Origin of the sequence: [Erwinia] mediterraneensis (assembly GCF_900604315.1) — a bacterium.
GTDB classification, from domain to species: Bacteria; Pseudomonadota; Gammaproteobacteria; order Enterobacterales; family Enterobacteriaceae; genus Pantoea; species Pantoea mediterraneensis_A.
The window spans coordinates 2,615,472-2,630,496 of record NZ_LR026978.1 but is presented as its reverse complement, the minus strand read 5'-3'; the positions used below and the strand labels follow the sequence as shown (position 1 = coordinate 2,630,496).

Annotated in this window: 20 protein-coding genes; all 20 read right to left on the bottom strand. The window is 53.0% G+C overall.

Features of this window, described 5'->3' with window-relative positions:
• Positions 1-20: 20 nt before the first annotated feature.
• Positions 21-671, bottom strand: a complete 651-nt coding sequence (locus E0E17_RS12340) for a hypothetical protein (RefSeq protein WP_130834350.1) — start codon at positions 669-671, stop codon at positions 21-23.
• Positions 671-982 carry a hypothetical protein gene (locus tag E0E17_RS12335; RefSeq protein WP_130834349.1) on the bottom strand — a complete coding sequence of 104 codons (312 nt, stop codon included), beginning with the start codon at positions 980-982 and terminating at the stop codon, positions 671-673. Before E0E17_RS12335 ends, E0E17_RS12340 begins: the two co-directional genes overlap by 1 nt.
• Positions 982-4,170, bottom strand: a complete 3,189-nt coding sequence (locus tag E0E17_RS12330) for a TipJ family phage tail tip protein (RefSeq protein WP_130834348.1) — start codon at positions 4,168-4,170, stop codon at positions 982-984. Before E0E17_RS12330 ends, E0E17_RS12335 begins: the two co-directional genes overlap by 1 nt.
• 51 nt (positions 4,171-4,221) lie before the next feature.
• Complete coding sequence (locus E0E17_RS12325) at positions 4,222-4,821, bottom strand: tail assembly protein (RefSeq protein ID WP_130834347.1); 600 nt, start codon at positions 4,819-4,821, stop codon at positions 4,222-4,224.
• A 45-nt stretch (positions 4,822-4,866) separates the two neighbouring features.
• Positions 4,867-5,289, bottom strand: a complete 423-nt coding sequence (locus tag E0E17_RS12320; RefSeq protein ID WP_130834346.1) for a hypothetical protein — start codon at positions 5,287-5,289, stop codon at positions 4,867-4,869.
• Positions 5,290-5,345: 56 nt separating this feature from the next.
• Positions 5,346-6,059 (bottom strand): C40 family peptidase, encoded by a 714-nt coding sequence (locus E0E17_RS12315; protein WP_130834345.1) that lies wholly within the window; start codon positions 6,057-6,059, stop codon positions 5,346-5,348.
• Between the two features lie 2 nt (positions 6,060-6,061).
• Entirely contained in the window at positions 6,062-6,817 is a 756-nt protein-coding gene (locus E0E17_RS12310; protein WP_130834344.1) for a phage minor tail protein L, read from the bottom strand.
• The gene (locus E0E17_RS12305) at positions 6,814-7,152 is read right to left on the bottom strand and encodes a phage tail protein (protein ID WP_130834343.1); all 339 of its coding nucleotides are present in this window, start codon (positions 7,150-7,152) and stop codon (positions 6,814-6,816) included. Before E0E17_RS12305 ends, E0E17_RS12310 begins: the two co-directional genes overlap by 4 nt.
• Positions 7,153-7,155: 3 nt before the next feature.
• Positions 7,156-9,663 carry a phage tail tape measure protein gene (locus tag E0E17_RS12300; RefSeq protein WP_130834342.1) on the bottom strand — a complete coding sequence of 836 codons (2,508 nt, stop codon included), beginning with the start codon at positions 9,661-9,663 and terminating at the stop codon, positions 7,156-7,158.
• 21 nt (positions 9,664-9,684) lie between these two features.
• Positions 9,685-9,855, bottom strand: coding sequence for a phage tail assembly protein T (locus E0E17_RS20230; protein ID WP_165446226.1), 171 nt, complete (start codon positions 9,853-9,855; stop codon positions 9,685-9,687).
• 5 nt (positions 9,856-9,860) lie between these two features.
• On the bottom strand, positions 9,861-10,346 hold the full coding sequence (locus E0E17_RS12295; protein ID WP_130834341.1) for a phage tail assembly chaperone family protein, TAC: 486 nt from the start codon (positions 10,344-10,346) through the stop codon (positions 9,861-9,863).
• 3 nt (positions 10,347-10,349) lie between these two features.
• On the bottom strand, positions 10,350-10,847 hold the full coding sequence (locus E0E17_RS12290) for a phage tail tube protein (protein ID WP_130834340.1): 498 nt from the start codon (positions 10,845-10,847) through the stop codon (positions 10,350-10,352).
• Positions 10,848-10,902: 55 nt separating this feature from the next.
• Positions 10,903-11,268, bottom strand: a complete 366-nt coding sequence (locus E0E17_RS12285) for a DUF3168 domain-containing protein (protein WP_130834339.1) — start codon at positions 11,266-11,268, stop codon at positions 10,903-10,905.
• Positions 11,265-11,750 carry an HK97-gp10 family putative phage morphogenesis protein gene (locus tag E0E17_RS12280; protein ID WP_130834338.1) on the bottom strand — a complete coding sequence of 162 codons (486 nt, stop codon included), beginning with the start codon at positions 11,748-11,750 and terminating at the stop codon, positions 11,265-11,267. Before E0E17_RS12280 ends, E0E17_RS12285 begins: the two co-directional genes overlap by 4 nt.
• The gene (locus E0E17_RS12275; protein ID WP_130834337.1) at positions 11,743-12,075 is read right to left on the bottom strand and encodes a phage head closure protein; all 333 of its coding nucleotides are present in this window, start codon (positions 12,073-12,075) and stop codon (positions 11,743-11,745) included. Before E0E17_RS12275 ends, E0E17_RS12280 begins: the two co-directional genes overlap by 8 nt.
• 5 nt (positions 12,076-12,080) lie before the next feature.
• Entirely contained in the window at positions 12,081-12,302 is a 222-nt protein-coding gene (locus E0E17_RS12270; protein WP_165446192.1) for a hypothetical protein, read from the bottom strand.
• 70 nt (positions 12,303-12,372) lie between these two features.
• Positions 12,373-12,699: a head-tail connector protein gene (locus E0E17_RS12265; RefSeq protein ID WP_130834335.1), complete on the bottom strand. Its 327-nt coding sequence runs from the start codon at positions 12,697-12,699 to the stop codon at positions 12,373-12,375.
• A gap of 9 nt (positions 12,700-12,708) precedes the next feature.
• Positions 12,709-12,894 carry a hypothetical protein gene (locus E0E17_RS12260; protein ID WP_130834334.1) on the bottom strand — a complete coding sequence of 62 codons (186 nt, stop codon included), beginning with the start codon at positions 12,892-12,894 and terminating at the stop codon, positions 12,709-12,711.
• A 46-nt stretch (positions 12,895-12,940) separates the two neighbouring features.
• On the bottom strand, positions 12,941-14,158 hold the full coding sequence (locus E0E17_RS12255; RefSeq protein ID WP_130834333.1) for a phage major capsid protein: 1,218 nt from the start codon (positions 14,156-14,158) through the stop codon (positions 12,941-12,943).
• A gap of 9 nt (positions 14,159-14,167) precedes the next feature.
• Positions 14,168-15,016, bottom strand: coding sequence for a head maturation protease, ClpP-related (locus E0E17_RS12250; protein ID WP_130834332.1), 849 nt, complete (start codon positions 15,014-15,016; stop codon positions 14,168-14,170).
• Positions 15,017-15,025 lie beyond the last annotated feature (9 nt).

Here is a 15,025-nt window from a genome sequence, read left to right as displayed (position 1 = left end):
GATCGTTTTGATCGAATTAATTAATAATTCGTTATGTCAATTGCTTTTATGGCATTCCTGTAATTTATGTTTGTAATATTCCCTGCGCCACCACCTCCTGAATCACCCCGACCCACAGCCTTGATAACTGTAGAGCTTCCGTTGTAATAGGCGCTTGTGAAAAAGGGAGCGAGAAAAGGATATGGCATATTTCCCTGGTAGACAACTCCGGTGATGTAGCCGAGCATTTCTGGTGCGACAGCATAATTTCCGGCCAGTGTCGTATTAATGTTGTACCCTGCAGACTCTGCCCCCGGAGTGCCCACGCGCACTACACCTCTCAGAACTTTTGTTTCATGGGTAATAATACAGCGCCCCTGCTCATCCCATATTGCTACACCCCATGGAGGTGGGGTCTGGTACTGATAACTGAAAATGTAGACTGTAAATGTGGAACCCGGTGTTCCGGAAGCGTTGATTTTATAAGTGTTTGATGCTGAGTCATAGTAGTAATAAAAGTTAACGTTCGCCGTTGTGGAGTTACAGAAAACAAATCGTAGCGCTCCGTCATTAGCGTGAACAGTCCTGTCACCTATCGGGTATGTGGTTTTGGATGCCAGGGATAATGGCAATGTGCCATCCACATAAAAAGGGTTTCCCTGCGTGTCGGTTAGCAATGCGCCGAATTTCATTAAGTCTTCCTCAGATAAAATATGACATTCGAGCTTCCTGCGGGCTCGGTATCTGCCGCATAAGAGCTGCCTGCGTCAGATATGCTTACCGTGCTGCCGGAAACCCTAAATCTTCGGCGAGTTGTTGTTCCTGCGGCGGCTGTGCTTTGAGAAAGATAATCAAGAACAAATCCTGCGGGCACGGTAAAAGACCATGCCCCGCTTACCTGATTTTGAGACAGTTGAACTGTTCCAAGTGCCAGTATGCGAACGAATCCGGTATTAATATCTTTCCGGTTTTCGTCCCATACTCTGAAACCCCATTCAGCCATCAGAATACCCCCGTGAGCCTTCCTATCTGAATAAGTTTCCCATCGGCTGACTGTACGCTGATAGTATTATTGTCCTGCTTCATTTTCCCCTCACCTGAAACGGATCCATAGTTGACGAAGGTGCCTCCTTTATCAAGCCTCCACCCTGTCTGTCCCGCCACATAGTTATTGGACTGGATGAAGTTGCCGATTTTGGCGTTAGTGATGGTTCCATCCTGAATGAACGCCTGGTTGATGAAGACCTGACCGTTCACCACAGCAAAGGGTGAATATTGCGTAGTTCCGCTTCCGCTTAACAGCACAAACTGATTTGCGTTAAAAGCGACGCGCGTTACTACAGGCTTACCCGCTTCAGAGATTGCTGCCACAGACATGCCGGCAAGGTATTCAACATCGTTTATTTTCACCCCGACCTTCAGCGTATGGATTGCTGATGCGCCGTTTGAGTCCACCATCGCGGTGAGTTTGTTCTGCAGCTGAGCAGAGACCGCACCCACCTGAGCACGAACATCTTCCTGCAGGTCGGCCAGTCCTTTATCTACTTCCGCGATGGTAGTTTTTACCGTCAGGATTTCTGCCCGCACTTCTCCCATCTGTCGGAACTGGTGATCAACCGTAGCGTTGTTATTTAAGGCGTTCTGCAACGCAGCCTCAATGCTATCCTCCAGGCTACTGGTCAAACGCTCTCCGTCTTTGGACGTCAGGAAATCACCAACAACATCGCCGAGGTAATCATCAGCGTTGTCGTTAGCCATGCCTCGAATCCAGTCAGTCCATCCCGATTCATTCCCTGTTTTATCCACCAGCTGTGCGCGATACCAAAATTCCTGGCCCGCTTTCAGCCCAAGCTGTGTGTAAGTGGCCTGCGGATAAGGCACGTCAGTCAGAAGTAACGGGTCAGATTGATCGGAGTTGGCTGCGTACTGGATTTCGGTTTTCAGCGTATCTGAGGTATTTGCAGGGAATCCCCAGTTTAGCTCTATGCCCCAGTTAATTCCCTTTGCGGTGAAACCGACTGGTTTTGGTGGGTTACCAACTTTTCCCGTTAACGTTTTTTCAGTTGAATATTCCCATCCGGACGAAATTTCAGCGGCATTGATAGCGCGGGCGCGAACAAGATAACGGCCGGTATAAATGTTTGGCACTTCAAAAGAGGTAGTTGAAGAACGAGGCACGTTTACCCAGTTACCGTCATTACGGCGCCACTGCGCTTCATACGCGATAGCATTCTGGACCGAGTCCCAGTGAACGCGCATTGTTTCCAGGCTGATGCCCTGTTGCACGATCGAATAAGATTCGATAACGATATTCGAGGGTGCCGACTGGTTGCCGGGAGGAATAACGCTGACCGGACGCTGATCAATCACTGCTCCGGTATCGATACGGGCATATTTATCCGGATCATGCGCCGCGCCGGTAATGGTGAATGTGCCATCGTCATTCTCTGTTACGGTGGTGACGCGGTATTGCTGATCGTAAAGCTCGCTGGATTCTACCGTCCAGACGCATTCCGCTTCCGGTTTTTCGCTGTAAGCGGTGGTAACGGTAACTTTTGCACCTGATACCGACTGAACAGTTCTGAACTGCGCCACACCGCTCGGCAGGTTAATCATCAGGCGATCACCCGCTTTGGCATCGGGTACCCGGTCCAGTGTTAGCACCCGTCCGTTAACAGCGCTGATACGACCGCCAGCCACGCGACCTGAGAGTGTTTCATCTGCCACCGCGATAATATGCCCGGGCTGCGGAATATCCCCGTCCAGGCCCACACTGAAGGATACAACACGGTCTTTATTGTTGGTGACGATGCCCCAGCGCCCTTTTCTGTTGGCTTCAGACTGCCGGGTACATCCGATCGCCGTCAGCTCAAGTTGGTTATAAACCTTGTACCGGGCGATCAAATCTTTTTCGAAAACCGGCTCCATGGCATCGGAATAGCCATTATCCGGGTCTGACCATGACACCAGTGCGGAGGTATACCGGGTTTTGGTGGTACTGCTCTGGTAAGCAAATTCACCGTCGACTACGTTGGCATTAGTGAACACATAATCCACATCGCGCGGCATGTCGGCCAGACAAACGATCTGGCCACCGCCCCAGTAAGTCATACCACGGAAGATGGCGGCGAAGTCACGCAGCACAGAATAAGCTTCGTTGCGGTTCTGTACGTAAACATCACATTTGTAACGCACCTCTGTACCGTTCCCGCCCCGGCCATCTGGCACCGGCTGGTCACAGTACTGCGCTACCTGATAGAGCTTCCATTTATCAATATTTGCTGCAGTAAGACGATCGCCCAGGCCAAAGCGGTCTGTAACGACAATGTCATAAAAAATCCAAGCCGGGTTATCGGTCCACGCCCATTTAAACCCACCCAGCCACGTTCCTGAGTAAGTGCGGGTTACCGGATCGTAATTATCAGGTACGCGGATAACGCGGCCTTTGGGCTCGCAGGTGATTTGCGGGATGCTGCCATTAAACTGGCTTGAATCGAATTCGATATAAAGCAGAGCGGTATTCGGGTAACGAAGCTTGGCATCAATGACCTCGGTATAACTTTCGAGGGTCATGGAATCGCCAACTTTTGCACTGTTCGCATCGGCCGTAATTTTGCGGAGCCGGACGGTCCAGGTACTGGCACCCTGCGGTAAATCAATGCGGTGGCTTCTCTCGTAGCCGGTGGTTGTCTTGCCAGTGACGGAAGTTTTCAGGACCTCTTTCCAGGTGCCACCGTCCGTCTGCAAGTCAACGGCGTAGTTAACTTTGTATCCGACCAGGTCACCATCATCTTCCTGCATGAAAAGCGCCGGCCATTTCAAGCGCAGACGAACAGCTGAAAGTTGGGTGTTGGTAAATGTGCGCACCCAGGGTGTATTCGTGGAGATATCCGATCCCACTGAAATTTCGTTTTCAGTCCCCGGTATGCCCTGAATGTAGCTTTGCGCCTGCGTGCCAGAGCGGAACTCCCACGTTACGCCACTGAAGTTACGTGATCCGTCATCGTTTTCAATCGCTGTGCCATCAAGAAAAATGTTCTTGCCTGTCAGGCCACCAGCAAATTCCCCTTCTCCAAGGGCAATAAGAATCTTGGCTTTCGCTACAGATTGCAGGTCGTCAGGTTGTTCTGTGGGTGTACGAGATGAGGAAGAACCGCCCTTGCGGCCTTTAATAGCGGTTGCAGTTGCCATATTGCGCCCATAAAAAAAGGCCGCCGGAGCGACCTTTGGAAAAGGTTAGAGTTATTGCTGATCTTCGACGTAAATACCGGCAGAGATGATTGCGCCCCCAATGCGCCGCTGACCATACAAAAGCGGAACAGGGTATCCCTGAGCAGTGGTATTCGTTGCGCTGCCGAATGCGTAGGAGGCCTGGTTATCAGGGTCCTGCTTACTGGATAGTCCGCCAGGCTGCGGCGAAAGCATCTGAATAACTCCACCTGCCGTTAACCCGATGCCTGCACTAATCAGTGCCCCGCCTACTGGAGCCGCCCATCCGTAGGAAAGTCCGGTAACAATCACACCGACGACAACCAAAACAGCGCCCAGGATTGTTTGAAGAATACCGCCGCGTTTGCTGCCAATAATAACCGGCATGATACGAATAACTTCTCCTGTTACGGGAAATCCCAAATCATCGACACCTATATTTTTCTTTCCGCTGAATACAGCAAAGGTCAAGCCTCGCTTGCGACTGGTGAGCATAAACTTTTCAAACCCATCGACTGTAGCGGCCAGCGCCTGGCAGGCTTCATGCCTTTTCGAAATCAAGCGGTGATGCACTTTCCCGAAGGTTTTGCCAAGAATGCCGCCCAGCTCAATTCTGGTCATGATCTCTTTCATAAAGTCTCACCCAAAAAAAAGCCACTCCTGAGAGTGGCCGGTTCATTATTCGTTTGGTAGCGGCTTTATATCCACATTGCCGCTTGGATCGGCAAAGAGCCTTACCGCTTTAACACTGTTAGGGGCAAGATTGAAATCCCGCATTGAGGGAACTGCATCTGACAAACAAAGCTTACCTTCTCCTTTCATGCCCAGGCTGACTTCACCTGACTGCAAATAAAATACAGCTTTCTCTGATGGCTCAAGCGAAGCTGCTCTTTTGCCATTGATATAAACTCCAGTAAAACAACCGCTTCCCAGATACCCGCTATCTCTGACAACGATGAGCGTTGAATCGGTCTGTTCCGTTTTTTGCTGATAGAGGAAAACGCGATCAGATGGTGCAGGTTTGGCTTTGCTGGGCAGAACCGCTTCGGTTGCACAGCCACTGGCAGTCATAACCAGCAGCGCAAAAATTAACTTCCTCATATTCTCTCCCTTTTTAATTACTGAAAAAGAATATCAATCCTCGGACCTGAGGCAAGTTAAGTTAATAAATCTTTATGTCGCACTATCTTCATCGTGCGATCAACCCAGTAACCACCATACGGAATACGGTTACTGATACGGCCATATAAGTGGTGCAGAAGCATATTCCCGTCCAGCAGAACGCCTGCATGATTCCATTTATTTGACTGCACCTGCATCATCACGACATCGCCTTCCCGGGGCGGACCGCTGAATTCCCGGAATCCGGCTTCGTACCACTTATCCTGGTAAAAGTTGTCTTCGTACTGGTCTTCCCACCAGGGATAATCGACACGATAATCAGGCAGCTCTATGGCGTGGTTCTGCCGGAAGTAACTCATCACCAGCCCCCAGCAATCTGTATGGCCAAGGACAAAAGGACGCTCAAGCAGCGGTAACTCTCCGCGTGGCTGAATGGTGCGCACGTCCCCTTCCGGCCAGCTCACAATGTGCCAGGGTACGCCATTAGCATCGCACTGCGCCTCATCCAGTGGGCTGGGGCGGGTTGTTGCGTCGGGATGGCTGTGAACAATCGCGGTGACCGTCCCCCAGTCTTCCGCCTCGGCGTAATCTTCAGGTGACAGGTGAAACTGCTCTTTAGGATCAGAAGCCAGATTGCGGCACGGGAAATAGCGTTCCACTCTGCTTTTTTGCGCCACGACTCCGCAGCATTCCCGGGGATATTCTGCAGCAGCATGCGCCATGATTGCCGCTATAGTTTTTTTCCGCATAGTTAACTCCTGATGAGAGAGGTTCCGGGGAATCCTCCAAATGACAATTCCTCGTGCTCACCAAACCGCAATTTGCACCCGGTAAGCGTCCCGCTGCATTCATCCAGCGAAGGATCGTCAACCGGGTTGTTGAATTTGTCGAAATAACGCGTTCCGGCGTAGTCGCACCCGTCTCCGGTACGGTACTTGCCACGGATGCACCAGGTGCACAGGGAATGCAGCTGCCGGGTAGGGATCATCAACCCCTGCAGGTCCATCGGGCTGCTGAGCGTGAATTCCACCTGCGTTCTTGTTTCAGCGCTTTTGCTGTCAATGTAGAACGTCTTCAGCTTTTCCTGCGTCGCGTCTGCGGATGGATTTCCGTCCGGGAAGTTTTTTGCGTCGAGGTACTTGGCAAGGGTGTCGTGAATAAACACCTTTGCCTGCAGCATGTCGTCGTAAGCCAGGCATAACGCCGTGATAGAGCTGTCAAGGTTGGCTACCGTCAGCTTTGGCTGCGCGCTGCTGCCTGTGGTTGAAGTTTCAATGCCATCTATTTTGCATGGCCACGGTTTGTATTCGTTACCCTGCCACCAGATGGATTTTGCAGGCAGCTTTGACTCATCACCTCCTGCAGCGATAATTTCAGCTTCCGTATGGGGGATGTTATAAGCATGGAACCGCAGAACCTCGCCAGTGCCGAATGCCGTACCGTCCACCTCAATCAGCCGGACAGCGCTGCCCGGCTCCAGTTTCTGATAGTCACTGTTCAGACTCATGGTTTAAACGCCTGTTCAAAGGTTGCGGCAAGGTTGAACAGGCCCGCCCCCAGCGCTGTTGGTGTATACGTATCACAGCGATAAAGGCCCACTGACTCCAGCGGAGGTTTCCACTGAAACGCACGTACTCCACCGTGCTTATCGAGAAAGGCTTTTATTTCGCTGATATACGCCTCGCCGCCGGTAAATGTCAGGTCCCAGCTCTGACTCCTGGTATTCAGACCGTTACCAGACACCTGGGTGTAACCGTCACCGAACTGCACTTTTCTGGTGTTAAATTTCATTTCCCCCGCCGCATTAATACGCGGGCTCCAGGTAAATTCTTCGATGGCCATGTGTTACCTGCTCTTCATTGCGTTCCAGATATCACCGCCAGGGCGGATATCTCTCATCATGTTTTCTTTGTACCGCCGATCCACAAAACTGCCGATTTCTGATCCAAACTGTTCCCAGCCATTGGTTGACTGAGATTTTGTGTTTCCGTCACCGTCGATACTGATGTAAACCTGTGGAGCTGAACTTCCGGACGGCGCCATGCCACCGTCACCCAGGGCTCTGACACCCAGCGATCCGTCTGCGGCGCGAGTCAGGGGCATGATCGCTTCAGGGCCAGCCTCACCCATCAGGCCTGCGCCTTTTGCAAAAGCGAACAGCGTGGGAGAACTGACAATTGAGTTGCTGTACTGGCTGAGATCTGGCGACGCGTAAACGCCACCTTTGGCATTAAAGGTAAGGTTGTTGTAAGCCCCGGAGGAAAATGAGTTTGAAGCCGATGCACCGGCAGATGCGCCGCCGCCAAAATACCCGGCAATGCCAGATGCAACAGAGCCCAGAATCCCGGAAGAGGAGGAACCGCCGCCCATAGCGCTGACTACCGCCATCTGCAGCGCTACTTTCTCAATTATTTGCAGGACTGAAATGCCCCAGGACTTCCAGCTGACCTTATTACCCTCAAGCATTGAGGTAACATTATCGAAGACGCCATTAAGTGAAGACTGAACGCCGTAAGAAACCGCGCCGGATACGTCACTGATGTCGTTAAACCAGTCAGCCAGGCCATCTTTGGCTCCAGAAGACCAGTCAGACTGCATGGCATCCAGGCTCTGATAGTAATCATCCTGAATCTTCAGGCGCTCAGACATGGCGCTTTTCAGTGAAGCGGTTTCAGTGTCATACAACGATTTCGTTATGTCGCCTGACTGATACTGAAGCTGTAAATCTTTCTGCTTATCCAGAAACTCACGCTCAATACTCAGCCGTTCTTTCATCCGGCTGCGTTCTTTATCACCCAGGCCCGCCCCCTGAATATCGACATTAAGTGAGGCTTTGGCGTTATCATTCTGATTCTGAAGTTCTGCGGCAAAGGCAGCGGCTTTGGCGTTTTCAATGTTTGCCTTTTTCAACGTATTGAGGCGGTCTATTTCGGTTGCCAGCTGCTCCAGTCGGGTTTTCTGCCTGTCACTGATGCCAGCAAGTTTTCCATCAGCAATATCAAACTGAAGCTTCTGTGCCTCCGTGACTTCCGCTGTTTTTTTCCCGGTTGTGTCTATCAGGGCGATCTGGCGCAGATAACTTTGCTCGGTTGCTTTAAAAGCGTTTTCGAGTTTTTTAAGTCCTGCATCTGGCGTAGTTTTGCCGTTGGTTTGACCTGGCGGAAGTCCAAAGGCATCCGGGCCGGTTACTGTTGCAACCGCAGTCGGCAGAACGCCACCGTTCGTATCCGCTTTAAGAAGTTTATTTTTCTGAGCTATCAGCGAATCCAGCTCAGCTTTCATTTTCCCTGTGCTGTCGTCTTTACCGAAAAGCCATCCCGCGAAAGATTCGCCCTGGTCGTAAAAACCTGAACGTTTTGAAATCATCTGCTGAAGATATTCAATCCGTTCAGCGACCTGATCGATATTATTTACATCGATATTCCCGCCAATAGCGGCCATTCTGTTACTGGACTTAGCAGCCAGCTCACCAGCGGCTGCGGCTGCCTTAACCAGCCACCCAGCAAGTTGAGCAACCTCACTAACCAGATCGACAAGACCCTTCAACACTGCCGGGTCAGTAAGTACTTTATGGACTTTATCCAGTGAACCCTGAAGCGGGCTGAGATCGACTTTTGCCAGCCCGGAAGCGATCTCCATTTTCAGCCCTTTCACCTGGGCTTCCATGTCCAGAAACAAATTGTTGACCTTCACAAGGTCGTCAATCGACTGCGGATCGGGGGCGACGCCATAATCCTTGGCGAGCTGGATAAACTGCTTCAGCTTCTCGTTGTTGTTGTCAAAGAGAGGCAGCAGTTTTGACAGGTCGTTACCCAGACTTTCAAGGATCGTGACCTTACCAGCATTGGTGCTGATTTTTCCGAGGGCCTCACCGATCGCAAGCATTTGCTGATCCGGAGATACTTTTGAAAGCTTTTCTGCGGAAAGGCCAAGAGAATTAAGAGCGTCAACGGCTTCTCCAGACTGGTTCAGAATGGCGTCACCAATCTTGTCACCGAGATCTTTGAAGATGTCCGCCATCTGGTCGCCCTGGACGCCAGCTCTTTCAGCGGCAAACTGCCATGCCAGTAATTCCTGAGTAGAGATTTTCAGGGATTTAGCCCACTGGTCTGTAGCGCTAACCTGCTCAGCTGTACTTTTAAGCAGAGCGAATCCTGCTGCGCCAGCAGATACAGCAGCCGCTTTTAGAGCCGCGCCCACAGACAAGATAGCAACAGTGCTTGCTGCCGCATCCTGCTGGACCTGCTTCGCCCATTTCTGTGATGCGCGCTCCGCTTTATCCATACCGGAAACAAAACCACCAACCTTTGCAATCAGGTCAATGGTTAATGTACCGAGAGACTTGGAAGCCATAATTACTCCATTAGCTGAGATTTACGCCCAGGACTTCATGGCCTCATCCAGCCCGATTGGCTCGTTACTGGCGGGCTGTGGGGTAAAGTGAAGAGTAAAATCCGTCACGCTGAAAGGAGGCGTGTTCGCCCCCCGGTTGACGTTGGCGATCGTACTGGACACCATCCCTGCAGCCCACTCAGTGCGCATCATCGGGTTCAGGCTTCCGTAGCGTTGCCGGTACTTAACCCAGAGCTGGAATTCCCGGAAGCTGAGGATTTCCTGCGCTTCTGCGATGGTCCTGCCGCCGATACCGTTGAGGACGAGCTCACACCAGATTTCTTCTTCTGCGCTGAGCTCGTGCTCTTTCCCAGATCGTTAACCTCCTGAATGGCCACCAGCAGCGCAATGGTCAGCGCACCATCCAGAGAGCCGCGTTCCGGGTCAGCCTCGCCGGTGATGTCTGCAGGAGTGAATACCGGCTTGCCGTTCTCATCACAGACAGAAGCTGCAATGCGGCCAGCAACGCCATCCACTTTTCCGCCGTATGCCAGCACATCAGAAGTGGCGGTGTGATACCCCATCGGGCGGATATAGACCGTGGCGGTAAATTCCTCACCGCCCTGCTTCCAGGAAATTTCTTTTTCAACGGGACGGCCGGTGAATGCCCCGGCCTTTTTGAGTGAGTCGAGAGTCAGCTTCATGCGTTAAGTGCTCGCTTTGGGCACCCAGACCGCCGCGCCGGAACGCTGGATCGAGGCAGAAGAGGAAACAACCGTGTTCGCCGAGAAATCAAACGGGAAATCGGACACGTAGCCTTTGAATACGAACCAGGTACGGCTGTCAGGCAATACCAGCCCATCCACAGCATCGGTGTCATCAGCGCCAGCAACAGTGGGTGAAGCGGTGCCATCTGACCAGCCAATCGCAAAGGTCAGGTCCTGATCCTCTTCATCATCAGAAATGGACAGGTTATACAGCATGATATGGCTGCTGTTTTTCGGGTCGGCGTTAAGCGTCAGGGACGCCTGCCCGGGGGTACGCAGACCGCGCTTATACGTACGGTCTGTGCGCTCGGAAAGACAGGTGTCTTCAATCTGGTCAGCAGGGTTGCTGCCCGGGGAGAATGCAGTGATGCACTCCACTTCGCTCACCACACCTTTTGTGAGCACGAAAAGCTGCGTGCCTTGAGTCAGTACAGACATGGGTTATCTCCGGTCATAAAAAAACCGGCTCAGGGCCGGTTGGTAATAGGTAGGGTCAGCGTCTGACTATCCAGTCCACATCGAATGAATAGCGGTAGCGCCGTGTATCGCTGTCAATTTCCTGCCCGCCCCAGCGAGTGATATAGGCATGAGGTTCGATTGCGTCACGGAGTGCAGCGGCCACAGTGATCACTTCATCAGGCGTATCGGCGTAAACATCAACCTGAAGCGTGAAAGTGTCAGCGTCAGGCCGCTGAGCAAGATAGTTTTCCGGCTCGCCGCTGATGTTCTGCCAGACGGCATAGGGATAAATAACGTTGTCGTCCTGCAGGCCAAACGGGTAAAGCCGGAGCGTATCGCCCCCGATAAGACTGTTGACCGCCTGACTGGCCGCGCAGACCGCAAATATGGGTGCAATCATGGCGGCACTCCTTTTTTCCGCGCCCGTTTGATAGCCCGATCAATCGCTTTCTCATATTCGTCAGAAAACGTTGTCACGACCTCACTGATACTGCTTTCGGCTGCGGGGCGCATAAAGGGCTGAGCACGCATTTTCTCGGTGCCAAACTCCAGCAGGCGCCAGTGCGGCGTTGGCGCATTCTGCGCTTTGTCCGGGTGCTTTTTCAGCACAGCGCCATGAAGTACGCCAATGCGAAACCCCAGATTGCCGGTCTGTTTGAAAAGACGGCCGTTCCAGCGCTGGGCCACGTTATCGGCAATGCTGCGCCCGGTCACCGGATCATCAAGATGCTGAGCGTTGGCCTTCGCTTTATTGACGATGACATTCCCGGCGCGGCGCAAAGCAGATCGCCCACCTTTCCGGCGCAGGTCATCACTGATTTCATCCAGTTTTCCCAGCAGGGAATCCAGACCGGTAAGACTGAAATCAACACCGTCAGCCATCGTTAACCCCCTGTGAGCAAGGCAGCGTCAGATATTCCGAACCGCTTTTATCGTCAGCAAGTACGCCATGAATATTGTAAATCCGGCCCCGGTAAAGGATGCGGTGTTTGTTCGTCACATCCTGCCGGTAACGAATGGTAATGCGCGATGTCACTTCGCTTTGCCCGGCCTGCGCCGCGACAAATTCCCGCACCGACAGGTCAACAACATCAGCCCAGAGTGTCGCAACATCCTCCCAGGTGTTTATGATCGCGCCAGTAGTCGGGCTCTGCTTCTTTACCGGTTTTTGCAGGGTTATGCGGTGGCGTAGTTTTCCGGCCTGCATGGTTGCTACCCCTTTGGTTTTCCGCTGAGATAGGTGCCGCGGGGCATCTCAACCTCACTCTCTTCAGCCGCCATCGACTGGTAGATCAGTACCGAAAGCGTCTCATTGGATTCAGCCAGGCGGTTTATCGCCTCCGTCTGGGCTTTCATCCCCTCGGCTACCTGATGGAAGCTTTCCGCCAGCTTCTCCAGCGTTGTCGCCAACAGACTTTCCTGTAACTCTTTCATGGGCAATCTTCATCCATTTTTTGAGCCACGCGCGGCGGCGTTCACATCCGGCACAGGCCATAACGACTCCTTACAGCCCGTAGACACGATATGGCTGCAGAAATGACTCTACAGCCATATCGACCGTCGTTGAGCTGCCGTTGGTCACTACTGCCTCGCGGTTCGCATACCAGTGAGCGATCAACATCAGCATGGCGGTTTCGATATCTTCGGTGTAAAGCAGCCGATAAGGCTCAGCCAGGTAAGCTGTATCGTCAGAAGATTCGAAGAGCTTGCGGCGGGTGTAATTTTCGACATAACGCACCGCCGCTTTTATGCGGGCAGCTATCCACTCATCTTCTTCTGTCGAATCGGAATCAATGCGGCAGTGCAGTTTGACCTGCTCGACGGTCAGCATAGAAACTCCTTACTTAGCCTTGCCCTTGCCCTTTGGATCTTTATCACTGCCGGGCTCAGCTTCTCGGGCCTTAACTTCTTCAGCATAACCACGCTGAATCAGTTCCCGGCCATGCTGCTCCAGAGTTTCAAAAACCACCCCTTCCGTCAGCACTTCGCCTTTCTGGTACGTAGGTTTGATGGATCGCAGTTTCATGCCGTTCTCCCAAAAGAAAGAGCGGCCCGCAGGCCGCCGTTATTGATTACGCACCACCAGCGACAGGCGCAGTGAAGGAGCCATAAATAAACGCTTCCGGACGCTTCACCGCCAGAGCCAGACGCTCTTCGCAACGGATTGAGATCATGTTTTTCTCAAAGTCGTCGGCGTTCTCGGTGGAGATAACCACGTTGGCATCTTCACGGTCGAAAAGCTGCGCTGCAGCGTTGAAGGCGCCGGTCAGGAACTTGCCCTGGAACGCCGCAGCCTCGGTGGCCACCACCGGCAGGCCCCAGAGAGTCGGACCGGTCAGCGATGACGGATTCGCCAGAATGTAGCGGCCCAGCGTGTCTTTGGTCAGTTCAATCTTCGCCCAGTCAATGAAGTGCAGAACGTGGCCGGACGCCGGGAAGCGTGCCAGCTGCGCCTGCAGCATGGCCAGACGCAGATCGTCGATACCGTTCTGCTGCTCGACGGTGAATGCGGCGTTGAACGCGGTCGCCTGCGGCACGATGCCGTGCAGGTGTGCGCCGGTGCCGTCGCCGAACAGAATTTCCTGTTCTTCCACGTACTTCAGGCCGTAGCGCATCTCAGCGTCTACCGTGGACTGCAGCTGCGCAAAGTCATCCAGAATCTGCTTGGACGCTTTGAACATATGCGCGATGGTGGTGACCGGGGTAATTTTGGTCGCGAACTCAATGCTGCTGTACGGCTTCGTGGTGCCTTCAGGTACAACCGCAGCGGCGTTGGTAAAGCCGGTCTGCTGCACCCAGAAAATGGCCGGGGAAGAGGTACGGCCCGGGGCAATCAGGTCACGAATGAAAAGGCGCTGTTTCGGCGCGGTATCGATACCCGGCAGGCGCTGCGGCTCAACCACACCCTCTGCCACATCCGTTGACAGCAATGCTGCATTAACCGGCACGCTGACGCGCTTGCCGCCTTCAACGCTGGCCGCAAAGGTTTTCAGTGCTTCGGAGCTGATGACCACCTGACCTACCGTCTCAACAACCTTTTTCGCGTTGTTCAGTGGCATATTGGCAACGTGCTGTTCCAGCTCACCCAGAGAGGCTTTCAGCGTTTTGTTCGCTTCGTTCAGAGCATTAAATTCGGAAGCGATTTTATCTACCGCATCTTTGGTCTGAGCCGACAGCTGACCGGAGTTTTTTGCCTCTTTCAGGGCGTCTTCGGCCTTCTGGCTGAAGGTGCCGGAAACTTCTTCCAGCTTCGCAGAGACTTTTTTCAGTAAATCGTTAACTTCAGACATGGTTTTTCCTTATTTGCCGAACGCCGCCAGGGCGTCTTCAAGTTGTTTAAGATCGTCAGGATTGATTTCTTCGGTAGCGCCCGGCGTACCATCATGATCGGCAGCAGCGCCTGGCTTGCTGCCGGTTAAAGCTTTCAGGAGTTTTCGACGTTCAGATCGGGGCGTGTCGGCTTTTGCCAGTAACGCATCGAGCTTGCGCAGTGCGGCCGCCGGACTGTCGTCGTCATTCGCGATTTCCTCAGCGGACAGAAGCCGGTCAGCAAAACCTTTTTCGACCGCGTCGCTGCCGCCAATGTAGGTTTCACCGTCCATCATTGCGGCTACTTCATCCATGCCGAGACCGGTACGGGCGGAGTAAATGTCACCCATGGCTTTATCAAACGGCTCCATATCGGCCGCTATCTGAGCCAGATCGTGACGATTACCCATCGCATAAACCCAGCAGTTGTGGATCATCAGGAATGCGCCGCGGCCAATCTGAATATCATCCCCGGCCATGGCGATAATGGAGGCCGCTGAAGCCGCAAGGCCCAGCACCTTCACCGTAACCTTGCCCCGGTACTCACGAAGCAGGTTATAAATCGCCAGGCCTTCGAACATGTCGCCGCCAGGGGAGTTGATGTTGACCGTAACGTCAGCACCATCCAGGGAGCGGAGCGCCCCGGCGATACGACTGGCGGTTACGCCGTCGCCCCAGTAGTCCGCACCGATCACATCAAATATTGAAATGCTGTTTTCATCAGCGTTAGCGGCCTTGATGCCGCCGTTCCAGCGCTCCATGGCAGCAGACGGCAAGTCCCGTTTTGAGAGCGCAGAAGGCCGCCCCGCCGGTGCAGCCGGAAGGCTTTTCAGTGTCATGGAATAGCT

What these genes read in the sequence shown, in the direction of transcription:
- E0E17_RS12280 (WP_130834338.1), bottom strand. Translation starts at nt 11,750, where the DNA reads ATGGCTGACGGTGTTGATTTCAGTCTTACCGGTCTGGATTCCCTGCTG.
- E0E17_RS12320 (WP_130834346.1), bottom strand. Translation starts at nt 5,289, where the DNA reads ATGAGGAAGTTAATTTTTGCGCTGCTGGTTATGACTGCCAGTGGCTGT.
- E0E17_RS12260 (WP_130834334.1), bottom strand. Translation starts at nt 12,894, where the DNA reads ATGAAACTGCGATCCATCAAACCTACGTACCAGAAAGGCGAAGTGCTG.
- E0E17_RS12325 (WP_130834347.1), bottom strand. Translation starts at nt 4,821, where the DNA reads ATGAAAGAGATCATGACCAGAATTGAGCTGGGCGGCATTCTTGGCAAA.
- E0E17_RS12255 (WP_130834333.1), bottom strand. Translation starts at nt 14,158, where the DNA reads ATGTCTGAAGTTAACGATTTACTGAAAAAAGTCTCTGCGAAGCTGGAA.
- E0E17_RS12315 (WP_130834345.1), bottom strand. Translation starts at nt 6,059, where the DNA reads ATGCGGAAAAAAACTATAGCGGCAATCATGGCGCATGCTGCTGCAGAA.
- E0E17_RS12275 (WP_130834337.1), bottom strand. Translation starts at nt 12,075, where the DNA reads ATGCAGGCCGGAAAACTACGCCACCGCATAACCCTGCAAAAACCGGTA.
- E0E17_RS12295 (WP_130834341.1), bottom strand. Translation starts at nt 10,346, where the DNA reads ATGAAGCTGACTCTCGACTCACTCAAAAAGGCCGGGGCATTCACCGGC.
- E0E17_RS12265 (WP_130834335.1), bottom strand. Translation starts at nt 12,699, where the DNA reads ATGCTGACCGTCGAGCAGGTCAAACTGCACTGCCGCATTGATTCCGAT.
- E0E17_RS12285 (WP_130834339.1), bottom strand. Translation starts at nt 11,268, where the DNA reads ATGATTGCACCCATATTTGCGGTCTGCGCGGCCAGTCAGGCGGTCAAC.
- E0E17_RS12335 (WP_130834349.1), bottom strand. Translation starts at nt 982, where the DNA reads ATGGCTGAATGGGGTTTCAGAGTATGGGACGAAAACCGGAAAGATATT.
- E0E17_RS12270 (WP_165446192.1), bottom strand. Translation starts at nt 12,302, where the DNA reads ATGAAAGAGTTACAGGAAAGTCTGTTGGCGACAACGCTGGAGAAGCTG.
- E0E17_RS12300 (WP_130834342.1), bottom strand. Translation starts at nt 9,663, where the DNA reads ATGGCTTCCAAGTCTCTCGGTACATTAACCATTGACCTGATTGCAAAG.
- E0E17_RS20230 (WP_165446226.1), bottom strand. Translation starts at nt 9,855, where the DNA reads ATGATGCGCACTGAGTGGGCTGCAGGGATGGTGTCCAGTACGATCGCC.
- E0E17_RS12330 (WP_130834348.1), bottom strand. Translation starts at nt 4,170, where the DNA reads ATGGCAACTGCAACCGCTATTAAAGGCCGCAAGGGCGGTTCTTCCTCA.
- E0E17_RS12290 (WP_130834340.1), bottom strand. Translation starts at nt 10,847, where the DNA reads ATGTCTGTACTGACTCAAGGCACGCAGCTTTTCGTGCTCACAAAAGGT.
- E0E17_RS12310 (WP_130834344.1), bottom strand. Translation starts at nt 6,817, where the DNA reads ATGAGTCTGAACAGTGACTATCAGAAACTGGAGCCGGGCAGCGCTGTC.
- E0E17_RS12305 (WP_130834343.1), bottom strand. Translation starts at nt 7,152, where the DNA reads ATGGCCATCGAAGAATTTACCTGGAGCCCGCGTATTAATGCGGCGGGG.
- E0E17_RS12250 (WP_130834332.1), bottom strand. Translation starts at nt 15,016, where the DNA reads ATGACACTGAAAAGCCTTCCGGCTGCACCGGCGGGGCGGCCTTCTGCG.
- E0E17_RS12340 (WP_130834350.1), bottom strand. Translation starts at nt 671, where the DNA reads ATGAAATTCGGCGCATTGCTAACCGACACGCAGGGAAACCCTTTTTAT.